Genomic DNA, 19,321 nt, shown 5'->3' with positions numbered 1-19,321 from the left:
CATTCCTTTCGATTAGTACGCGATCCTGTCGCCTTCTCTGCGGCGCGGCCTCATTAAGCCAAAAGCTTAATTCCCCCCCTCTATAAATGATTACGTCATTCCTATATGAATCTGACTGAACTCAAGCAAAAGCCGATTACCGACCTGCTCCAACTGGCCGAAGAAATGGGCATAGAAAATATGGCCCGTTCGCGCAAGCAGGACGTGATTTTCTCCCTGCTGAAAAAGCACGCGAAAAGCGGCGAGGAAATCTCCGGTGATGGCGTGCTGGAGATTCTCCAGGACGGCTTCGGCTTTCTCCGCTCTGCAGACGCCTCCTATCTCGCCGGCCCAGACGATATCTACGTCTCGCCGAGCCAGATCCGTCGCTTCAACTTGCGCACCGGTGACACCATCGTTGGCAAGATCCGCCCTCCAAAGGAAGGCGAGCGTTATTTCGCCCTGCTCAAGGTCGACACGATCAACTTCGATCGCCCGGAGAACGCGAAGAACAAGATTCTCTTCGAGAACCTGACGCCGCTGTTCCCAACCGTGCGCATGAAGATGGAAGCCGGCAACGGTTCCACCGAAGACTTGACCGGTCGTGTGATCGACCTGTGCGCCCCGATCGGCAAAGGCCAGCGTGGCCTGATCGTCGCGCCGCCGAAAGCCGGTAAGACCATCATGCTGCAGAACATTGCAGCAAACATCGCGCGTAACAATCCTGAAGTTCACCTGATCGTGCTGCTGATCGATGAGCGTCCGGAAGAAGTGACCGAAATGCAGCGCACCGTGCGCGGCGAAGTGGTTGCCTCGACGTTCGATGAGCCGCCAACCCGCCACGTGCAGGTTGCCGAAATGGTGATCGAGAAGGCCAAGCGCCTGGTCGAACACAAGAAAGACGTGGTGATCCTGCTCGACTCCATCACCCGTCTGGCCCGTGCCTACAACACCGTGATCCCGAGCTCCGGCAAAGTGCTCACCGGTGGTGTCGATGCCCACGCCCTGGAGAAGCCGAAACGTTTCTTCGGCGCTGCGCGTAACATCGAAGAAGGCGGCTCGCTGACCATTATCGCCACCGCGCTGGTTGAAACCGGCTCGAAGATGGACGAAGTGATCTACGAAGAGTTCAAGGGTACCGGCAACATGGAACTGCCTCTGGACCGTCGCATCGCTGAAAAGCGTGTGTTCCCGGCCATCAACATCAACCGCTCCGGCACCCGCCGCGAAGAGTTGCTGACGGCCGACGACGAACTGCAGCGCATGTGGATCCTGCGCAAGCTGCTGCACCCGATGGACGAAGTCGCTGCCATCGAGTTCCTGATCGACAAGCTGAAAACCACCAAGACCAACGACGAGTTCTTCCTGTCGATGAAACGCAAGTAATACTGCGTTTCAGGTCCGAAAGAATGGCGCCCCCAGGGGCGCCATTTTTTTGCCTGGGGTTTTTAACGACACCCGGCGGGCAATTGCGCCGCCGATAGGGCTGCCAGCCGCCCTCAGAGCAGGTAGGATGTACGCCTATTTTACGGGTGGCATGGTTAATGAAATTCAAGGATCTTCGGGATTTCGTGCAGCAACTTGAGCAGCGCGGAGAGTTGAAACGTATTCAGGTGCCGGTGTCCCCGGTCCTGGAAATGACTGAGATTTGCGACCGCACCTTGCGCAACAAGGGCCCGGCGCTGCTGTTCGAGAACCCCACAGGCTTTGATATCCCGGTGCTCGGCAACCTGTTCGGCACGCCCGACCGGGTGGCATTCGGCATGGGCGCCGAGTCGGTCAGCGAACTGCGCGAAATCGGCAAGCTGCTGGCCTTCCTCAAGGAGCCCGAGCCGCCCAAGGGCCTGAAGGACGCGTGGTCGAAGCTGCCGATCTTTCGCAAGATCATTGCCATGGCGCCCAAGGTGGTCAAGGACGCGGTATGCCAGGAAGTAGTCATCGAAGGCGATGATGTCGACCTGGCGATGCTCCCGGTGCAGACCTGCTGGCCCGGCGACGTCGGCCCGCTGATCACCTGGGGCCTGACCGTCACCAAGGGCCCGAACAAGGACCGCCAGAACCTGGGCATCTACCGCCAGCAAGTGATCGGCCGCAACAAGGTGATCATGCGTTGGTTGAGCCACCGTGGTGGGGCGCTGGATTTCCGTGAGTGGTGCGAGAAGCACCCGGGCCAGCCGTTCCCGGTTTCCGTGGCCCTGGGGGCCGACCCGGCGACGATCCTCGGCGCCGTGACGCCGGTGCCCGACAGCCTGTCCGAATACGCCTTTGCCGGCCTGCTGCGCGGCAACCGCACCGAGCTGGTGAAGTGCCGTGGCAACGACCTGCAAGTACCGGCCACCGCCGAAATCATCCTTGAAGGCGTGATTCATCCGGGCGAGATGGCCGATGAAGGCCCGTATGGCGACCACACCGGCTACTACAATGAAGTCGACAGCTTCCCGGTGTTCACCGTCGAGCGCATCACCCACCGGGTCAAACCGATCTACCACAGCACCTACACGGGCCGGCCGCCTGATGAGCCGGCGATCCTCGGTGTGGCGCTGAACGAAGTGTTCGTGCCGATCCTGCAGAAGCAGTTCCCGGAAATCACCGACTTCTACCTGCCGCCGGAAGGCTGCTCGTACCGCATGGCCATCGTGACCATGAAGAAGTCGTACCCGGGCCATGCCAAGCGCGTCATGCTCGGTGTGTGGTCGTTTTTGCGACAGTTCATGTATACCAAGTTCGTTATTGTCACCGACGACGACATCAACGCCCGGGACTGGAACGACGTGATCTGGGCCATCACCACGCGCATGGACCCCAAGCGCGACACGGTGATGATCGATAACACGCCGATCGACTACCTGGACTTTGCCTCGCCGGTGTCGGGCCTGGGATCGAAGATGGGCCTGGATGCCACTCACAAGTGGCCGGGTGAAACCACCCGGGAGTGGGGCCGGGTGATCGTCAAGGATGAAGCCGTGACGGCGCGTGTCGATGCGATGTGGAAAGAATTGGGAATAGATTGATGCGTGTAACCCTGCAACCTTCCGGTGCGGTCCTCTACTTGCAGCCCGGCGAGCGGATTCTTGAAGGCGCGCGGCGCCTGGGCTATGAGTGCCCGCAGGCGTGCCGTAATGGGGTGTGCCACGTCTGTGCGGCCCTGTTGGTCGAGGGCCGGGTGCAACAAGCCGGTGAGGTGCGCGATCATGGCGAGTTCTATACCTGCATCGCCGAGCCCTTGGAGGATTGCATCGTGCTATGGGATGGCGTGCTGGCGCCGGGAGAGTTGCCGGTGCGCAAACTTGCCTGCCAGTTGAGCGAATGCGTGGACCTGGGGGGCGACGTGTGGCGCGTGCGCCTGCGGGCACCGGCCGGCAAGGCGGTGCGCTATCACGCGGGCCAGTACCTGATGATCGAGCGCGAAAACGGCGAGAAGTCGGCGTTTTCCCTGGCTTCGGCGCCCCATGCCGGGCGCGATTTGGAACTGCATGTGCTGGTGCGTGAAGACAGCGCCCGCAGCCTGATCGAGCAGTTGCAGCGTAACCAGATGGCGCGGGTCGAACTGCCATTTGGCGATACCCACCTGGCCGAACTGCCCGACGGGCCGCTGGTGTTGATCGCGGCCGGCACCGGCATGGCCCAGATGCACAGCCTGATCGAGCACTGCCGGGCCAGCGGTTTCAAGCACCCTGTGCACCTGTACTGGGGCGTGCGCCAACCGGATGATTTCTATCAGGTGGAGCATTGGGAGCAATGGCAGCAATTGCCCAATCTGTTCCTGCACAAAGTGGTCAGTGACTTGTGCGGTTGGGAAGGGCGCTGTGGCTTGTTGCATGAGGCGGTGTGTGAAGACATCAGCGACCTCAAGGGCGTGCATGTCTACGCCAGCGGTTCGCCAGCGATGATCTATGGCACGTTGGATGCGCTGGTCAACGCCGGCATGGATGCACACCAGATGCGCGCCGACGTGTTTGCCTACGCACCACGCTCCTGACTTCAAACGGTGTGTGAGCTTGCCTGCGAAAGCGGTGAATCAGTCGCTGGCTGTGTTGACTGACACACCGCATTCGCGGGCAAGCCCGCTCCCACATAGGCCCGGTTCCCACAGGGGATTGTGTCTACTCACGTCTGTCGGTGTCAGAACCGCACACCTGTGGTCACCATCGCCGCATTGAACCCCAGCAATACGAATTCCGCCGCTACCGGCCCATAGTGGGTTCCCACCGACGGAATGATCACCGGCGCCACGCCGTAGCGGTTCAGCGGAATCTTGTCGCGATACTTGCCGCGATAGCCCTGGATCGCCCCGCCAGTGAGCTTCAGATATACCGGATAGTCGCTCATGTCGTAGCGCTTGCCTGCGTACGCGTAGTACGAGCGCTGGCGAAACGAGTTGCGAAAGGTCGCACCGCCATACACCCACCCCGAAGCGTCATTACGCTCCAGGCCGATCAGGTCCTGGTTGTTGTTGTGCTCGGGATCCGGCGCAAAGTGCCGGGTGTAGACGCTGGTCTGGGCGTACCAGAAGCCTTTGTCGTCGTTGGCCGGCGCTTCGGCGGCCAGGGCGGTGGTGGCCTGTGCCAGGAGCAGCAGGCCGGAAAGTCGGTTTTTCATGGGGCGACCTCGATAGTCGGTGGATGCACGGCTAAGTGGGTCGTGACGCGGGCCTATTTTGAGGGCTCGCTCTGCCCAAAGGCTGAACGGGCGCTGAAAGTAGCGGGATTTTCTGGAGCAATCCTGATGAACGGGGCCTGTTGCTTATGCTTTCGCTTATTCTTAAAAGATATTTATTCGTCAAGATTAATATCATTAAGCTATATGTCATCGGGCTACCGACTATCTGCCACTAACCAGTAAATGACCGCCACCGTCCGCCACACGGATCGATCGTATGAACTCAGGGCATTGACGTTCTGACTTTTGATTCCAAGGGGAGCGGTATGGGGAGCTACAACAGGCACGCGCTGTACACGGCGATTTTGTCAGCCAATTTGCTGGCCGCCGTGGGATTCAATCCAGTGATCGCCGCTGAAGCGGCGACGGCCGAAACGCCAAAACTCGACACCGTGATCGTCACGGGTACCCGCGCCCAAGAGCGCACGGCCAGCGCGTCACTATCACCTATTGATGTGATTTCCGGCGAAAGCCTGCGCAGCAGCGGTTCCGATGAGCTGGGCGCGGTACTGGCGCGGCTGATTCCTTCTATCAACTTCCCCCGCCCTAGCCTGGTGGACGGCGCCGAACTGGTGCGCCCGGCGCAACTGCGCGGCCTGTCGCCGGATCAAGTGCTGGTGCTGGTCAATGGCAAGCGGCGCCACACCAGCGCTTTCGTCAACCTGGGTGGTGCGGTCGGCCGCGGTTCGGCCCCGGCGGATTTGAATGCTATCCCGTTGTCGGCGGTCGACCATATTGAAGTGTTGCGTGATGGCGCGTCGGCGCGCTACGGGTCCGATGCAATTGCCGGGGTGATCAACGTGATCCTCAAGCAGACCGACCACGGCGGCTCGGTTTCGAGCAAGTTCGGCCAATACAAGAAAGGCGACGGGATCCAGCGCAACATCAGCGGCAACACCGGCCTGGCCGTGGGCGAGAACGGGTTTATCAACCTTTCAGCCGAAGGTGCCGACAATGACTACACCAACCGCGCCGGCCACGATTACCGCCCGGCCAGCATCGGTTCCACCACGTACGGCCAGCGGGTGTTCCGCCAGGGCGAACCTTCGACCAACGAAGGCAAGCTGTGGCTGAACGCCGGCTATGCCTTCAACGAGGCTGCCGAGTTCTACACTTTTGGCGGCTACAGCAAGCGGCGTGGCGAGACGGCGGCGTTCTACCGGGCGAGCAATGCGTCCAACAACCTCCCGGCGCTCAACCCCAATGGCTACTTGCCGCTGATCCGTGGCAGCCTCGAAGACACCTCGCTGGTGGCCGGCCTGCGCGGGCAGTTGGCGTATGACTGGCACTACGATCTGTCGGCCAACTACGGCAAGAACCAGTACGAACTGCGCACCGAAACCATCAACACCTCCCTGGGCCTGGCGACGCCGCGCAAATTCGACAACGGCACCCTGAGCAACGAGCAGAAGCAGCTCAGCCTGGACCTGTCCCGTGAGTTTGACCTGGGCTGGCTGCCGTACCCGGTATCGGTGGCGTTCGGTGGTGAATACCTGCACCAGGGCTATGAGATTGAAGCCGGTGAGCCGGCGTCCTACTACCAGACCGGCAGTTCAGGCCTCGGCGGTTTCCGCGATGCCGACGCCGGCAGCACCTCGCGCCACAACTGGGCGCAGTACCTGGACCTGGAAACCAACTTCACCGAGAAGCTCGGGGTTTCGGCGGCGGTGCGCCATGAGGACTACAGCGACTTCGGCTCCAACGTCAGCGGCTCGCTGTCGGCGCGCTATGACTTCACCCCGCAAGTGGCCCTGCGCGGCAGTATTTCCAATGGCTTTCGCGCACCGTCCCTGGCCCAGCAGAACTTTGCCTACACCTCGTCGCAGTTGATCGGCAACACCATCCAGGAAGCCGGCACCTTCCCGGCCAACAGCCAGGTGGCGCGTTTGCTCGGCGCCGAAGACCTCAAGGCCGAGAAGTCGCGCAACTACAGCCTGGGCCTGGTGCTGGAGCCGGCGGATAACCTGACGGTGACGGCGGACGTCTACCGCATCGACATCCGCGACCGCATCAGCCTGTCGTCCAACCTTGCCCTTAACGCGGCGACACGCGCCTATCTGCAAGCCAATGGCGTCGGCAATATCGACTACACCACCGCCCGCTACTTCACCAATGCCACGGACACCAGCACCGACGGCGTCGACCTGGTGGCCAACTACCGCTACCAGTTGGACAACGGCATCCGCTGGAACAGCACCGTGGGCTACAACTACAACCACACCAAGGTCACGGACGTGAAGGCCAACCCGGCCATTCTCGACAGCCTGGGCGCCAACCTGGTGCGGGTCGACCGGCGCGAGCGCATCGGTCTGCTGGGCGACACCACGCCCCAGCACAAGCTGAGCCTGGGCAACGATTTCACCTTCGGCAATTGGGCGCTGCACAGCAATCTGGTGCGCTATGGCGAATTCACCAGCTACCAGGCGGACAAGGTCAATGACCAGACCTTCAAGGCCGCCTGGGTGCTGGATTTGTCGGCTGACTACACATTACACAACTGGACCTTCACCGTGGGCGGCGACAACGTGACCGATAAGTACCCGGAAAAGCTCAATGCCTACGCCAGCAGTGGCGGCAACCTGGCCTATAGCACTTTTTCGCCTTACGGTTACAGCGGCGCGTTCTATTACGGTAAAGTCGCCTATAACTGGTAGTAGCTCTTCATTTCCCAGAAAGGAGACCTAAGCGATCCGCCATGACCGTTATTGAATCCGAACTTCTGCAATTGGCTTACCCTCCGCGGCTCGATCTGGGGCCGCAACTCACTCACGAACAATTGATGAGCTCAATGCAGGCCACCATGGGCCTGCACAAGGGTGGGCCGGTCTGGTTGTTTGCCTACGGCTCGCTGATCTGGCGTCCCGAGTGTTCGGCCACCCAGCGCCTGCGGGCACGGGTCCACGGTTATCACCGGGGCCTGTATCTGTGGTCCCACGAGCATCGGGGTACGCCGGAGTTGCCGGGGCTGGTGTTTGGCCTGGATCGCGGTGGCTCGTGCAGCGGCTTTGCCTATCGCCTGCCGGAGGATCAACTGGAGGCTTCGCTCTATGCCTTGTGGCAGCGCGAGATGCCTTACCCCTCGTATCGTCCACATTGGCTCAGTTGCCGGCTTGAAGACGGCAGTCAGGTGCAGGCGTTGGGTTTTGTGCTGGAGCGGCACTTGCCCAGCTACGCCGGCAACTTGCCCGACAGCGTGCTGAACCAGGTGTTTGCCAGCGCTTGCGGGCGCTACGGCACTACTCGCGATTATGTCGAGCAGACCGTCAACGCCCTGCGTAGCCACGCCATGCCAGACAAGAATCTGGAGGCGCGGCTCAAGCGATGTGCCAAAGGCGCCGCGGCGATTAACGCGCCGAGCTGACGCTATTGGTGTGCCACAGCGTAGGAATCAGGAACGCGATAGCCAACAGGCACGCGCCGATCAGCAGCACAAAGCCGCCATCCCAGCCGAAGTGGTCCACGGTGTAGCCCATGGCCGCACTGGCCGCTACCGAACCGCCCAGGTAACCGAACAGGCCGGTAAAACCTGCGGCCGTACCGGCGGCTTTCTTCGGCGCCAGTTCCAGTGCCTGCAGGCCGATCAGCATCACCGGGCCGTAGATCAGGAAGCCAATGGAGAACAGCGCGATCATGTCGACCATCGGGTTGCCTGGCGGGTTGAGCCAGTACACCAGGGTCGCCACAGTCACCAGGGCCATGAACACAATGCCGGTCAGGCCTCGGTTGCCACGGAAGATCTTGTCTGACATCCAGCCGCACAGCAGCGTGCCCGGAATCCCTGCCCACTCATAGAAGAAGTACGCCCAGGACGACTTGTCGACCGTGAAGTGCTTGGCTTCCTTGAGGTACGTCGGTGCCCAGTCCAGCACGCCGTAGCGCAGCAGGTACACGAACACGTTGGCGAAGGCGATGTACCAGAGCATTTTGTTGCGCAGCACGTACTTGACGAAGATTTCCTTGGCGCTGAATTCGTCTTCGTGGCTGTCGTCGTAACCTTCCGGGTAGTCGTTCTTGTACTTCTCGATAGGCGGCAGGCCCACCGACTGCGGGGTGTCGCGCATGGTGATGAAGGCAAAGGCCGCCACCAACAAGGCCACGGTGGCCGGCACATAGAACGCCGCGTGCCAGTCGTTGAACCAGGCCATGCCCAGCAGGAACAGCGGGCCGATCAGGCCGCCACCGACGTTATGCGCCACGTTCCACACCGACACCACGCCGCCGCGTTCTTTCTGCGACCACCAGTGCACCATGGTCCGTCCGCTGGGCGGCCAGCCCATGCCCTGGGCCCAGCCGTTGATGAACAGCAAAATGAACATCATGGTCACGCTGGAGGTGGCCCAAGGCGCGAAACCGAAAATGAACATCACCCCCGCCGACACCAGCAAGCCAAAAGGCAGGAAGTAGCGCGGGTTGGAGCGGTCGGACACCAGGCCCATGAGGAACTTGGACAGGCCATAGGCAATGGCGATCGCCGACATGGCCAGGCCCAGTTGACCACGGGTGTAACCCTCGTCGATCAAATACGGCATGGCCAGGGAGAAGTTCTTGCGCAGCAGGTAGTAACCCGCGTAGCCAAAGAAAATACCGGCGAAGATCTGCCAGCGCAGTCGTCGGTAGGTACTGTCGATCTTTTCTTCAGGCAGGGGTGCCTGATGAGGGGCAGGACGAAAGAAAGCAAACATTCAAGAGCTCCAAATTTCTTGTTTTGACTGCGGATGCGAATGTTACAGTTTCGTTACCGAAAATAGCATCGCCTCTTATCTGCAAACACAGGAAACTGGAGTAATTGCATGTTCTTTTACGAACATGTCGCTAATAGATAAATAGAAGGCGTGATCAGGCTCCTCAGAACACCGCAGGTCAAATGTGGGAGCTGGCTTGCCAGCGATAGCGGTGGCTCAGCTAAACAGGTGGAGCTGACGGACCGCTATCGCAGGCAAGCCAGCTCCTCCACAGATCAGTGGCGGACCTGGACGACCACCTTGCCCACCGCCTTGCGCTGCCCCAGGTCATTGATCGCCTGGGCGGCGTTATCCAGCGGGTACACCTGCGAAACCAGTGGCTTCAGCTTCCCCTCGGCATACCAACTGAACAGTTGCTGGAAATTCGCCGCATTATCCTGGGGCTGGCGCTGGGCGAACGAGCCCCAGAACACCCCGACCACCGCCGCGCCCTTGAGCAGCGCCAGGTTCACTGGCAACTCAGGAATACGCCCGCTGGCAAAGCCCACCACCAACAGGCGCCCGTTCCAGGCGATGGCGCGGATGGCCTGGTCAAACAGGTCGCCACCTACCGGGTCGTAGATCACGTCGGCGCCGTTGCCATCGGTCAGGCGCTTGATTTCATCCTTGAGGTTGGTTTCGCTGTAGTTGATCAACTCATCGGCACCCGCCGCCTTGGCCACAGCCAGCTTGTCGGCGCTGCTGGCGGCAGCGATCACCCGGGCGCCCATGGCCTTGCCGATTTCCACGGCGGCCAGCCCCACGCCACCGGACGCACCCAGCACCAGCAGGGTCTCGCCGGCCACCAAGTGGCCGCGCTGCTTGAGCGCGTGCATCGAGGTGCCGTAGGTCATGCTGAAGGCGGCGGCGGTGTTGAAGTCCATGCTCGGCGGGATCGGCAGTACGTTATAGCCCGGTACAGCGACCTGCTCGGCAAAGCTACCCCAGCCGGTCAACGCCATGACCCGGTCGCCGACCTTGAGGTGGCTGACCTTTTCCCCGACTTCGCTGACCACGCCTGCCGCTTCACCGCCCGGCGAGAACGGGAAGGGCGGCTTGAACTGGTACTTGCCCTCGATGATCAGTGTGTCCGGGAAATTCACCCCGGCGGCATGCACATCCAGCAGGATCTCGTTCTTCTTGATCGCGGGGCTGGCGACGTCTTCCAACACCAGGGTTTCGGCAGGGCCGAAGGCTTTGCACAGCACGGCTTTCATCGGACTATTCCTTTTGGCGTATTGGCCGATAAGTGTAGGTGGGTAAGGTCACGGGTCAACGAGCATGCCCCGGCCTGATAAGTCGCCATAAGCTTGTGCTCTGCCTTGCTAGCGTTATGCTACTGGCAACCGAATTAGAGGAATGAACTGTGAAAGCGTGGATCCTGTTGATGCTGGCCCTGACGTTGCCGATGGCGGCCCATGCCGAAGAAGCCAAGGAAGGCGAAGCGCCGAAGGTCAGCTATTACAGCCTGACGCCGCCTTTTGTGGGCAACTACGCCTTGGATGGCGGCCCGAAACTGCGGGTGTACAAGGCCGATGTGGCCCTGCGCGTGACCGGCCCGGAAGCGGCGGCGGCGATCAAGGCCAATGAACCGTTGATTCGCAACCAACTGGTGGCGTTGTTTACCCAGCAGACTGTCGAGAGCATGGGCAGTGTCGAAGGCAAAGAGAAGTTGCGCCAGGAAGCGTTGAAGCAGACTCAACAAGTGATGAACGACGAAACCGGCAAGCCGGTGGTTGAGGACCTGTTGTTCAATAACTTGATCATCCAGTAAAGCCCGCGCTGAAAAGCCGCTGCCCACATTTGACGGTGTTCACCCTCAAAATGTGGGAGCTGGCTTGCCTGCGATGACCATAGGTATCTACACAACTTTGCCGCAACGCCTAAATCCAGGCAGATAGCGTTGTTGTGGCGAGCGGGCTTGCCCCGCGCTGGGCTGCGAAGCAGCCCTAAACCCGGCCATCGCGGTTTATCTGAAGAAACGCGGGGGGCTTTTTGGGGCTGCTTCGCAGCCCAGCGCGGGGCAAGCCCGCTCGCCACAGCGAAGTTCGTCAGTTTCTGAAAGTTGTGTAGATACCGATGCTGCGATGACGGCCTTGCGGGTACCTCAAGACGCCAGGCTTTTCCTGAACCTGGCCAACGCCACCGCAAAAAACAACAACCCAATCGCCGCTAGCGCCAGCAAGTCCGGCCACACCACGCTTACTCCCGCATCCCGGAACAGAATCGCCGCACTCAAGCTCACAAAGTGCGTCGACGGCGAGCCCTGCATCACCCATTGCAACCATTCGGGCATGCTGTCCAACGGCGTGCTGCCGCCAGACAGAAGCAGCATCGGAATGATCACCGGGATTGCCAGCAAACCGAATTGCGGCGTCGAACGGGCGAGGGTGGCCAGGAAGATGCCCAGGGCGGTGCTGGCAAACAGGTAGAGTGCCGTCACCAGCAGGAACAGGCTCAACGACCCGGCCAGCGGCACGCCGAGCATGCCCTTGACCACCACTTCCAGCGACAGCCAGGTGCACAGCACCACCACCAGCATGTTGCTCCAGATTTTCGCCAGCATGATCTCCAGCGCTGTCAGCGGTAGCACCAGCAGATGGTCGAGGGTGCCGTGTTCGCGCTCGCGCAGCAGCGCCGTGCCGGTCAGTACGATAGCGAGGATGGTGATGTTGTTGACGATCTGGATCACCGCCAGGAACCAGCCACCTTCCAGGTTAGTGTTGAACAATGCCCGGGTGGTGAGGGCCGCCGGCGCCCGCTGGCTGGCGTCAGGCTGGCCACTGTAGGTCAGCAGTTCGCGCTGGAAAATCCGCCCGATATAACCCGCACCCATAAAGGCCTGGCTCATCGCCGTGGCATCCACGTTGACCTGTACGCTTGGTTGGCGCCCGGCCAACAGGTCTGCCTGGAAATTGGCCGGCACGTTGATCACGAAGGTGTACTGGCCGCTGTCCATGACCTTGTCCAACTGGTCGTAGGCCAGTGGCACGGCGGGTTGGAATTCCGGTGGCTGCAGGGCTTCGGCCAACTGGCGCGACAATTGGCCGTGGTCCTCATCGACAAAGGCCACGCTGGCGTTGTGCACGCCAATCACCGAGCCGGCCGCTGGCATATAGATGGCGACGGTGAAGGCGTAGAACAGAAACAACAGCAACACACTGTCGTGGCGCAGGCTGGTGAGTTCCTTGATTCCCAGGCGCAGGATATGGGCGAACTTGTGCATCAGGCCTCCTGCTTCTTAAGCATGACCAGGCTCAGCCCGGTGAACCCCAGGAAAAACCCGAACAGCGCCAGGCACTGCGGCCACAACTGGCGCAAGTCCAGGGCTTTGGTGAAGGTGCCGACGGCCACATCCAGGAAGTAACCGGCAGGAAACAGCATGCCCATCAGCGCGGCCGCCCCTTCCAGAGACGAGCGCGGCACGATCAACCCGGAGAATTGGATGGTCGGCAGGCTGGTGATGATCATGGTGCCGAGAATCGCGGCGATCTGGGTGCGGGTGAACGCGGAAATCAGGAGGCCCATGCTGGTGGTCGCCAGCACGTACAGCAGGCCGCCAAAGGCCAGGGTCAGAGCGCTGCCCTTGAACGGCACGCCGAACAGCCAGCGATTCATTGCCACCAGCAAGGCCAGGTTGATCAGGCTGATGACCAGATACGGCGCCTGTTTGCCGAGGAGGAATTCCAGGCGGGTCAGCGGCGTGGCGTAGAAGTTGGTAATCGAACCCAGCTCCTTCTCACGCACGATGCCCAGGGCGGTAAGCATTGCCGGGATAAACGCCAGGATCAGCGCCATCACGCCGGGGCCGATGGCATTGACGCTGACCACGTCCTGGTTGTAGCGAAAGCGCGTTTCCAGTTTGGCCGCAGGCGGCTGGGCCCGTGGTGTGCTGTTGAGTTCGGCCAATTGCTGGAGGTTGGCCTGGTGCACGGCTTCTACATAATTGCGGCTGGTCTCGGCGCGAAACGGCATGCCGCCATCAAGCCAGGCGGCCACCGCCGGTTGGCGTCCGGCGTACAGGTCACGGCCAAACCCGGGTGGAATTTCCATGGCCAGTTTGATCTCCGAGCGCTGCAGGCGCCGGTGCAACTCGGTCGAATCGGTGATCGGCGGCTGTTCGGCGAAGTAGCGTGAACTGCGAAAGGCTTCCAGGTAGGCCCGGCTTTGGGGTGTCTGGTCCTGGTCATACACGGCGAAGGCAAGCTTCTCCACGTCCAGGGAAATGCCGTAGCCGAAGATCACCATCATGAAAATCGCCCCGAGCAGGGCAAAGGCCATGCGCACTTTGTCGCGCAGCAGTTCCTTGCCTTCACGGCTGGCCACCGCCAGCAGGCGCGCCAGGCTGAAGCCGCGCTTGCTGACGGGCGGCGTAGTCGGCGTGCTGACGGTCGCGCTGGGGGCGTCGGCTTGCGGGGCTTGCTGGGCTTGCTCCAGGCAGGTGACGAACGCGGCTTCCAGGGTCTCGCCGTGGAATTGTTGTTGCAGTGCGTGCGGCGTGTCGCAGGCCAGCACCTTGCCGGCGTGCATCAAGGAAATACGGTCGCAGCGCTGGGCTTCGTTCATAAAGTGGGTGGAGAGGAAAATCGTCACCCCTTGCTCGCGGGACAGCTCCACCAGCAGGCGCCAGAAATCGTCACGTGCGGCGGGGTCCACACCGGACGTGGGTTCGTCGAGGATCAGCACTTCCGGGCGATGCAGCACCGCCACGGCCAGGGACAGGCGCTGGCGCAAACCCAGGGGCAGCTCGCCGGAGGGTTGCTCAGCGACGCTGCCCAGGTCAAAACGCTGGATCAACTCTTCGATACGCGGGCCGCTGTCGGCCTTGGGCAGGTCGAACAGTTGTGCGTGCAGCACCAGGTTCTGGCGCACGCTGAGCTCGCCGTACAACGAGAAGCTCTGGGACATGAAGCCCACGCGCTTGCGGGTCGCCAAGTCCTTGGCGTTCACCGGGTTGCCCAGCAGTGTGGCGCTGCCTTCGCTGGCCGGCATCAGCCCGGTGAGGACTTTCATGGTGGTGGTCTTGCCACAGCCGTTGGAGCCGAGAAAACCAAAGATCTCACCACGGCCGATGGCGAAGCTGACTTTGTTCACCGCCGTAAAGTCGCCAAAACGCAGGGTCAGGTCGTGGGCTTCGATGGCGATATCAGTGTTGTCGTTCGCCCGAGGTGGGATCACCAGCGGCTGGTTGTTGTGCGCGCTGTCGCCCTGGAAATGGGTAAAGGCTTCGTCCAGCTTGCCGCTGGGCGTGACAGCCGCCAGGTCGCGGCTCAGGCCATCGGCGATCAGCTTGCCGCGGTCGAGCATCAGGCAATGTTCGAACTGCTCGGCTTCCTCCATGTAGGCCGTGGCCACCAGCAGCGTCAGTTGTGGGCGTTCACTGCGTACGGTTTCCACCAGCTCCCAGAAGCGGCGGCGTGACAATGGGTCGACGCCGGTGGTGGGCTCATCGAGGATCAACAGATCCGGATCGTGGATCAGCGCGCAGCACAGCCCCAGTTTTTGCTTCATCCCGCCCGACAGTTTGCCCGCCGGGCGGTCGGCGAAGCGCGCCAGGTCAGTGGCCAGCAGCAGGTTGTGCATGCGCTGGTCGCAGTCGGCTCTGGACAGGCCAAACAGGGTGGCGAAAAAGCGGATGTTTTCGCTGATGGACAGCTCGGGATACAGGTTGCCGCCCAGGCCCTGGGGCATAAAGGCGATCAACGGGTACAGGCTGTTGCGGTGGCGGCGGTCTTCGATGGAACCGCCCAGCACCTGCAAGTCTCCGGCCTGCAGCTTTTTCACCCCGGCGATCAAGCCCAGCAGGCTCGACTTGCCCGCGCCGTCGGGGCCGATCAGCCCGCAGCGGGTGCCGGCCGGCAGGCTGAAGGCGATGTCGATCAGTGCCTGTTGCTTGCCGTAGCGGTGGTTGATACCCGTGGCGTGCAGCGCCAGGCCGTTCATTGCAGGTTGGCCGGCCAGTCCAGGTCGGCAGTGCGCACGTAGCCGGCGCCGGGCATGCCGGGTTTGGCCTGGGGCACGGCGCTGGGTTGAGTCAGGCGCAGCTTGACGCGGAACACCAGTTTCTGGCGCTCGTCGCGGGTTTCCACTTCTTTGGGGGTGAACTGGGATTTGGCCGCGACAAAGCTGATTTTTGCCGGCAACGGCTGATCCGGCAGGGCATCGAGCACGATCCGCGCTTCGCTGCCCACGGTCAGGCGACCGGTGACCGAGGCGGGCAGGTAGAGGTTCATGTACTGGTCATTCGGGTCGATCAACAACAACACCCGCCCGCCGGCCCCGAGCACTTCGCCGGGTTCGGCCAGGCGCAACTGGATGATGCCGTCGATGGGCGCACGCAGGCTGCTGTCGTCGATCTCGCTGGTCAGTTGCGCCACCTGGGCCTGGGCGGCACCGATGGCGGCCTTGACCGCATTCACCTGGGCCTGGGCCGCGACCACTGCCGCGTTGCCGGTGTTCTGGCGGGCCTGTTGCTGATCGATCAACTGCGCGCTGGCAAAACCGCGTCGGTACAGTTCCTGGGTGCGCTTGAGTTCCTGGCTGGCCAGCAGGTTTTCGCTTTGGCGCAGTTGCACGTTGGCTTCGGCGGCGGCGAAATTTTCCTTGGCGCGCAGCACTTCGGCTTCAGCCTGGGAACGCTGGGCTTCCAGGGTGCGGGTGTCGATACGCGCCAGCAGTTGGCCCTTGAGCACCTTGTCGCCTTCATCGACCCGCACCTCGGCCAGGCGGCCGGGGATTTTGGTGGCAATCTGCACTTCGGTGGATTCCAGCCGGCCGTTGCCCATGCTCAAGCCTTCTGGCAGGCGGTCGAGGGTGGACTTCCAGTAGCCGAAGCCGCCGGCGGCGACCAACAGCAAAATCAGGAGAAAGGCGAAGAATTGCGAACTGCGATGTGACGTCGACATGGGTGCATCCTGCGGTGTTAGCGTCCTAGTTTGCCGGGATCGTAACCGATAGCCGTTGATACCGGTCAAATGAATCCCTGACCCGCTCTTTATGATGCGGTGTTGAGGTGTTGATGGGGGCTTCTTTGGCCAGGGGGGGTTAGCGCAGGGCCATTACCGCCGCCCATTGCTCGGCTGTCACCGGCATCACGGACAGGCGACTGCCTTTTTGCACCAGGGGCATTTCGGCCAGGGCGGTCTGTTGCTTGAGGTAGCCCAGCCCGAGGACTTTGGGGAAGGTCTTGACGTGGGCAACGGTGATGGCGCTCCACGGATTTTTCTCGGGTGTGGCCTTGGCATCGAAGTAATGGCTGTCAGGTTCCAGCGCGGTTGGGTCGGGGTAAGCCGCTTCGATGATTCTCCCTACGCCGGCAATCCCCGGCTCCGGGCAACTGGAGTGGTAGAAGAAGAACTCATCGCCGACCGCCATGGCCCGCAGGAAGTTGCGCGCCTGGTAATTGCGCACGCCGTCCCAGCGCGCCTCGCCGAGTTTTTCCAGGCCCTTGATGGACAGCTCATCGGGCTCGGATTTCATCAGCCAATAGGCCATGGTTTTGCTCCTTTGCAGGGGATTGGGCAGGTTGTCTGTCAATTTCATGACAAACCGACGGTCGGTTGACGCCAAGGTTTGCGTGTTGGTTCACGTTAACGCAGAATGCCGGGATTTTAAGCTTGACGCAGCTGGAACGGACTACTTTGGAACGTTGCTGTCATCGTGTGTGATATGCCTGAAGGGGGGCAATCGATGAAACGCAAACCGGATTTACTATGGATTTTGGTTATTTTGTTCGGTCTGGGCGTCGTGACCACCGGGTATGCGCAAAGCCTGTGGTCGAACAAGACCGAAGCGCCCGTTGAATTTGCACAGCAGCAGCAACAAACCTTCAAGCGTTGACGCTATTTCGGCGCCGTTGATTCCAGCGGCGTCCCCTCTGCGACATACCATCTTCTATCGGTAACGGTGCCATTCAACGGCACGTCCCAGCTTGCCTGCGCCAGTCGTTCGACCTTCTGGCACTCATGGGCCAGCCCTAGCAGCGTTGGCTTGCGCCACGACGAACGGCGCGCCAGGTACGCCAGGCTGCGATCGTAAAAACCGCCGCCCATGCCCAGTCGCCCGCCCGCATCATCGAACCCCACCAATGGCAGCAGCACCAGGTCCAGGGCCCAGACCTTGCGCTGGCGCCCGACATTGACCCGTGGCTCAAGAATGCCAAAGCGATTGGGCGCAAGCTTTTCCCTGGGGCTCACGCGTTGGAACACCATCTTGGTCCGTGGCCAGGCGCTGAGCACCGGCAGGTAGGTGGCCTTGCCCCGGCGCTGGGCTGCGCGCAGCAGCAGGCGCGGATCGATTTCGCCATCCGTCGGCAGGTACAGGGAAATATGTTTGGCCCGGCGAAACAGCGGGTGCTGTGCCAGTTGCCGATACAGGCCAATGGCGGCCCGGCGCTGCTCGCTCGGCGTCAGGGCGCGGCGGGCATTGCGCAACATGCGTCGAAGTTGCGGACGGGAAAGCGGCGCAGGTTCGGTCATGGTGGTCGGCTCATACAACAATGCCAGTCCGGGGACTGGCATTGAGTTTGGGAATCAGGCTCCCCGACAGAACCGCTGTCGACTTAGCCCTTGAACCCGAAAGTTCAAGGTGGAAGATGCAGTAGGCTTTAAGGCTTTCCGTCTAGCGGACATGCACACCAGCCCAACGTGCAACTTCCAGGGTAGTGCGAATCGGCTCAGGGACATCGCCGACTGGCAAGCACGCCAGGGAGTGAGGCGAGTATACCCCAAATAGACGCGGCAATCAGCCCTTGGGTGGTTCCTGATCGGTAGAAAGTACCAGGTCGACACGCTCGAGCAGGTCACGCACTTGCTCGCGTGTCGAGCCGCTGGCCTGTACGTCCGGGCGTTCCTGCTTATGCAATAAATCGTGGGTAATGTTCAGTGCGGCCATCACGGCGATACGGTCGGCGCCGATGACTTTGCCGCTGCTGCGGATCTCGCGCATCTTGCCGTCCAGGTAGCGGGCAGCGCTCACCAGGTTGCTGCGTTCTTCCTGGGGGCAGATGATTGAATACTCTTTGTCGAGAATCTGCACGGTGACGCTATTGCTTGAACTCATGAGTCTTGCTCCAGGGCCTTCAGGCGCGAAATCATCGATTCGACCTTACGCCGGGCGATTTCGTTTTTTTCAATGAGGTGCGCGCGTTCCTCGCGCCAGGTCTTTTCCTGAGCTAATAGGAGTCCGTTTTGACTCTTTAGTTGCTCGACCCGGGTAATTAGCAATTCGAGTCTGGCCATCAGCGCTTGCAAGTCGGTGTCTTCCATTGGGTTCCACTGGATTTGTCTGATGAATGGCAACTGCAGGATAAACGATCTGACGCCCTTGATAGTCGGGTGCGTCTGCCGGTGCTAGGATACAGCGCTTCATTCTAGACATCGCGCCGCCTGGCGCCTAGCTCATCATGCCTATTCAGAATTCCCCGTACGACGCTTTTTCCAAACTGCTGAGCACCAGCGGCCACCCTTGCTCGCCCGCCGAACTGCATGGCGTGCTGTTGGGCCGCAGCTGCACCGGCGTCGGTTTTGACGCCGATAACTGGCTGGCCGACGTGGCCGAACTGCTGGAAACCGAGCCTACCGAAAACGTGCGCAATGCGTTGATCGGTTTGCAAGAAATGGTTAAAGGCGAACTGACCGGTGATGACGTCACCGTAGTCCTGCTGCTGCCAACCGACGACGCGCCGCTCACCGAGCGTGCTGCGGCTCTAGGCCAATGGTGCCAGGGTTTCCTCCATGGCTTTGGCGTGAACGCCGGCGGCCTGGAACTGAGCACCGACGCCAAGGAAGTGTTGCAAGACCTGGCCGCCATCTCCCAGGTGCAAGATGCCCTGGAAGAGTCCGAAGACGGCGAAGGCGACTATATGGAAGTGATGGAATACCTGCGCGTCGCGCCGCTGCTGCTGTTCACCGAGACCAAAAAGTCGGCTGAGCCCGCAGCGCCCAAGCCGTCGCTGCACTAAG

Annotated in this window: 18 protein-coding genes and 1 other RNA gene; 8 read left to right on the top strand and 11 right to left on the bottom strand. The window is 61.2% G+C overall.

The features are described from left to right. Window positions 1-105: 105 nt before the first annotated feature. From rho to C5F71_RS11530, 3 genes are all read left to right on the top strand, one after another. Entirely contained in the window at window positions 106-1,365 is a 1,260-nt protein-coding gene (gene rho, locus C5F71_RS11540; RefSeq protein WP_003176825.1) for a transcription termination factor Rho, read from the top strand. A 158-nt stretch (window positions 1,366-1,523) separates the two neighbouring features. Next, window positions 1,524-2,990, top strand: coding sequence for a 4-hydroxy-3-polyprenylbenzoate decarboxylase (gene ubiD / locus C5F71_RS11535; RefSeq protein ID WP_029289556.1), 1,467 nt, complete (start codon window positions 1,524-1,526; stop codon window positions 2,988-2,990). After that, complete coding sequence (locus C5F71_RS11530) at window positions 2,990-3,958, top strand: CDP-6-deoxy-delta-3,4-glucoseen reductase (protein ID WP_104911166.1); 969 nt, start codon at window positions 2,990-2,992, stop codon at window positions 3,956-3,958. Before ubiD ends, C5F71_RS11530 begins: the two co-directional genes overlap by 1 nt. 143 nt (window positions 3,959-4,101) lie before the next feature. Here the strand turns inward: C5F71_RS11530 and C5F71_RS11525 are convergent, their stop codons facing one another. Then, a complete protein-coding gene (locus C5F71_RS11525) occupies window positions 4,102-4,578 on the bottom strand; it encodes a sn-glycerol-3-phosphate transporter (protein ID WP_070994021.1) in 477 nt (158 codons plus the stop codon). Window positions 4,579-4,904: 326 nt separating this feature from the next. Between C5F71_RS11525 and C5F71_RS11520 the strand changes: the two genes are divergently transcribed. Both C5F71_RS11520 and C5F71_RS11515 read left to right on the top strand, forming a co-directional pair. Then, window positions 4,905-7,292, top strand: coding sequence for a TonB-dependent siderophore receptor (locus C5F71_RS11520; RefSeq protein WP_029289550.1), 2,388 nt, complete (start codon window positions 4,905-4,907; stop codon window positions 7,290-7,292). 41 nt (window positions 7,293-7,333) lie between these two features. Continuing rightward, on the top strand, window positions 7,334-7,999 hold the full coding sequence (locus C5F71_RS11515; RefSeq protein WP_104911165.1) for a gamma-glutamylcyclotransferase: 666 nt from the start codon (window positions 7,334-7,336) through the stop codon (window positions 7,997-7,999). Here the strand turns inward: C5F71_RS11515 and glpT are convergent. Both glpT and C5F71_RS11505 read right to left on the bottom strand, forming a co-directional pair. Continuing rightward, complete coding sequence (gene glpT / locus C5F71_RS11510; protein WP_104911164.1) at window positions 7,983-9,320, bottom strand: glycerol-3-phosphate transporter; 1,338 nt, start codon at window positions 9,318-9,320, stop codon at window positions 7,983-7,985. The genes C5F71_RS11515 and glpT overlap by 17 nt on opposite strands. Before the next feature lie 275 nt (window positions 9,321-9,595). After that, on the bottom strand, window positions 9,596-10,576 hold the full coding sequence (locus C5F71_RS11505) for an NADPH:quinone oxidoreductase family protein (protein ID WP_029289544.1): 981 nt from the start codon (window positions 10,574-10,576) through the stop codon (window positions 9,596-9,598). A gap of 149 nt (window positions 10,577-10,725) precedes the next feature. Between C5F71_RS11505 and C5F71_RS11500 the strand changes: the two genes are divergently transcribed. Continuing rightward, a complete protein-coding gene (locus tag C5F71_RS11500) occupies window positions 10,726-11,133 on the top strand; it encodes a flagellar basal body-associated protein FliL (RefSeq protein WP_029289542.1) in 408 nt (135 codons plus the stop codon). A 333-nt stretch (window positions 11,134-11,466) separates the two neighbouring features. On the opposite strand, the gene C5F71_RS11495 is transcribed toward C5F71_RS11500, so the two are convergent. The 4 genes from C5F71_RS11495 to C5F71_RS11480 all read right to left on the bottom strand — a co-directional run bounded on the left by C5F71_RS11495 (window position 11,467) and on the right by C5F71_RS11480 (window position 16,853). Then, entirely contained in the window at window positions 11,467-12,585 is a 1,119-nt protein-coding gene (locus C5F71_RS11495; protein ID WP_070994018.1) for an ABC transporter permease, read from the bottom strand. Beyond that, window positions 12,585-15,302, bottom strand: coding sequence for a ribosome-associated ATPase/putative transporter RbbA (rbbA, locus tag C5F71_RS11490; RefSeq protein ID WP_104911163.1), 2,718 nt, complete (start codon window positions 15,300-15,302; stop codon window positions 12,585-12,587). Before rbbA ends, C5F71_RS11495 begins: the two co-directional genes overlap by 1 nt. Further along, on the bottom strand, window positions 15,299-16,264 hold the full coding sequence (locus C5F71_RS11485) for an HlyD family secretion protein (RefSeq protein WP_029289536.1): 966 nt from the start codon (window positions 16,262-16,264) through the stop codon (window positions 15,299-15,301). The genes rbbA and C5F71_RS11485 overlap by 4 nt, the downstream gene beginning before the upstream one ends. Before the next feature lie 139 nt (window positions 16,265-16,403). After that, window positions 16,404-16,853 carry an EVE domain-containing protein gene (locus C5F71_RS11480; RefSeq protein WP_104911162.1) on the bottom strand — a complete coding sequence of 150 codons (450 nt, stop codon included), beginning with the start codon at window positions 16,851-16,853 and terminating at the stop codon, window positions 16,404-16,406. Window positions 16,854-17,048: 195 nt separating this feature from the next. Here C5F71_RS11480 and C5F71_RS29070 point away from each other — a divergent pair, with 195 nt between their 5' ends. After that, window positions 17,049-17,198: a hypothetical protein gene (locus tag C5F71_RS29070; RefSeq protein WP_092231272.1), complete on the top strand. Its 150-nt coding sequence runs from the start codon at window positions 17,049-17,051 to the stop codon at window positions 17,196-17,198. A 2-nt stretch (window positions 17,199-17,200) separates the two neighbouring features. On the opposite strand, the gene C5F71_RS11475 is transcribed toward C5F71_RS29070, so the two are convergent. From C5F71_RS11475 to C5F71_RS11460, 4 genes are all read right to left on the bottom strand, one after another. Continuing rightward, window positions 17,201-17,836 carry a 5-formyltetrahydrofolate cyclo-ligase gene (locus tag C5F71_RS11475; RefSeq protein WP_104911161.1) on the bottom strand — a complete coding sequence of 212 codons (636 nt, stop codon included), beginning with the start codon at window positions 17,834-17,836 and terminating at the stop codon, window positions 17,201-17,203. Between the two features lie 56 nt (window positions 17,837-17,892). Then, window positions 17,893-18,071, bottom strand: a non-coding RNA gene (ssrS, locus tag C5F71_RS11470) — 6S RNA. Window positions 18,072-18,101: 30 nt separating this feature from the next. Further along, window positions 18,102-18,419 (bottom strand): cell division protein ZapA, encoded by a 318-nt coding sequence (locus tag C5F71_RS11465; protein ID WP_029289530.1) that lies wholly within the window; start codon window positions 18,417-18,419, stop codon window positions 18,102-18,104. Continuing rightward, window positions 18,416-18,625, bottom strand: coding sequence for a TIGR02449 family protein (locus tag C5F71_RS11460; protein ID WP_007982902.1), 210 nt, complete (start codon window positions 18,623-18,625; stop codon window positions 18,416-18,418). The genes C5F71_RS11465 and C5F71_RS11460 overlap by 4 nt, the downstream gene beginning before the upstream one ends. A gap of 137 nt (window positions 18,626-18,762) precedes the next feature. On the opposite strand from C5F71_RS11460, the gene C5F71_RS11455 reads away from it, so the two are divergent. Next, entirely contained in the window at window positions 18,763-19,320 is a 558-nt protein-coding gene (locus C5F71_RS11455; protein WP_017739071.1) for a YecA family protein, read from the top strand. Window position 19,321 lies beyond the last annotated feature (1 nt).

Origin of the sequence: Pseudomonas sp. LG1D9 (assembly GCF_002949995.1) — a bacterium.
GTDB classification, from domain to species: domain Bacteria; phylum Pseudomonadota; class Gammaproteobacteria; order Pseudomonadales; family Pseudomonadaceae; genus Aquipseudomonas; species Aquipseudomonas proteolytica.
This window is presented reverse-complemented; position numbering and strand designations above follow the sequence as displayed.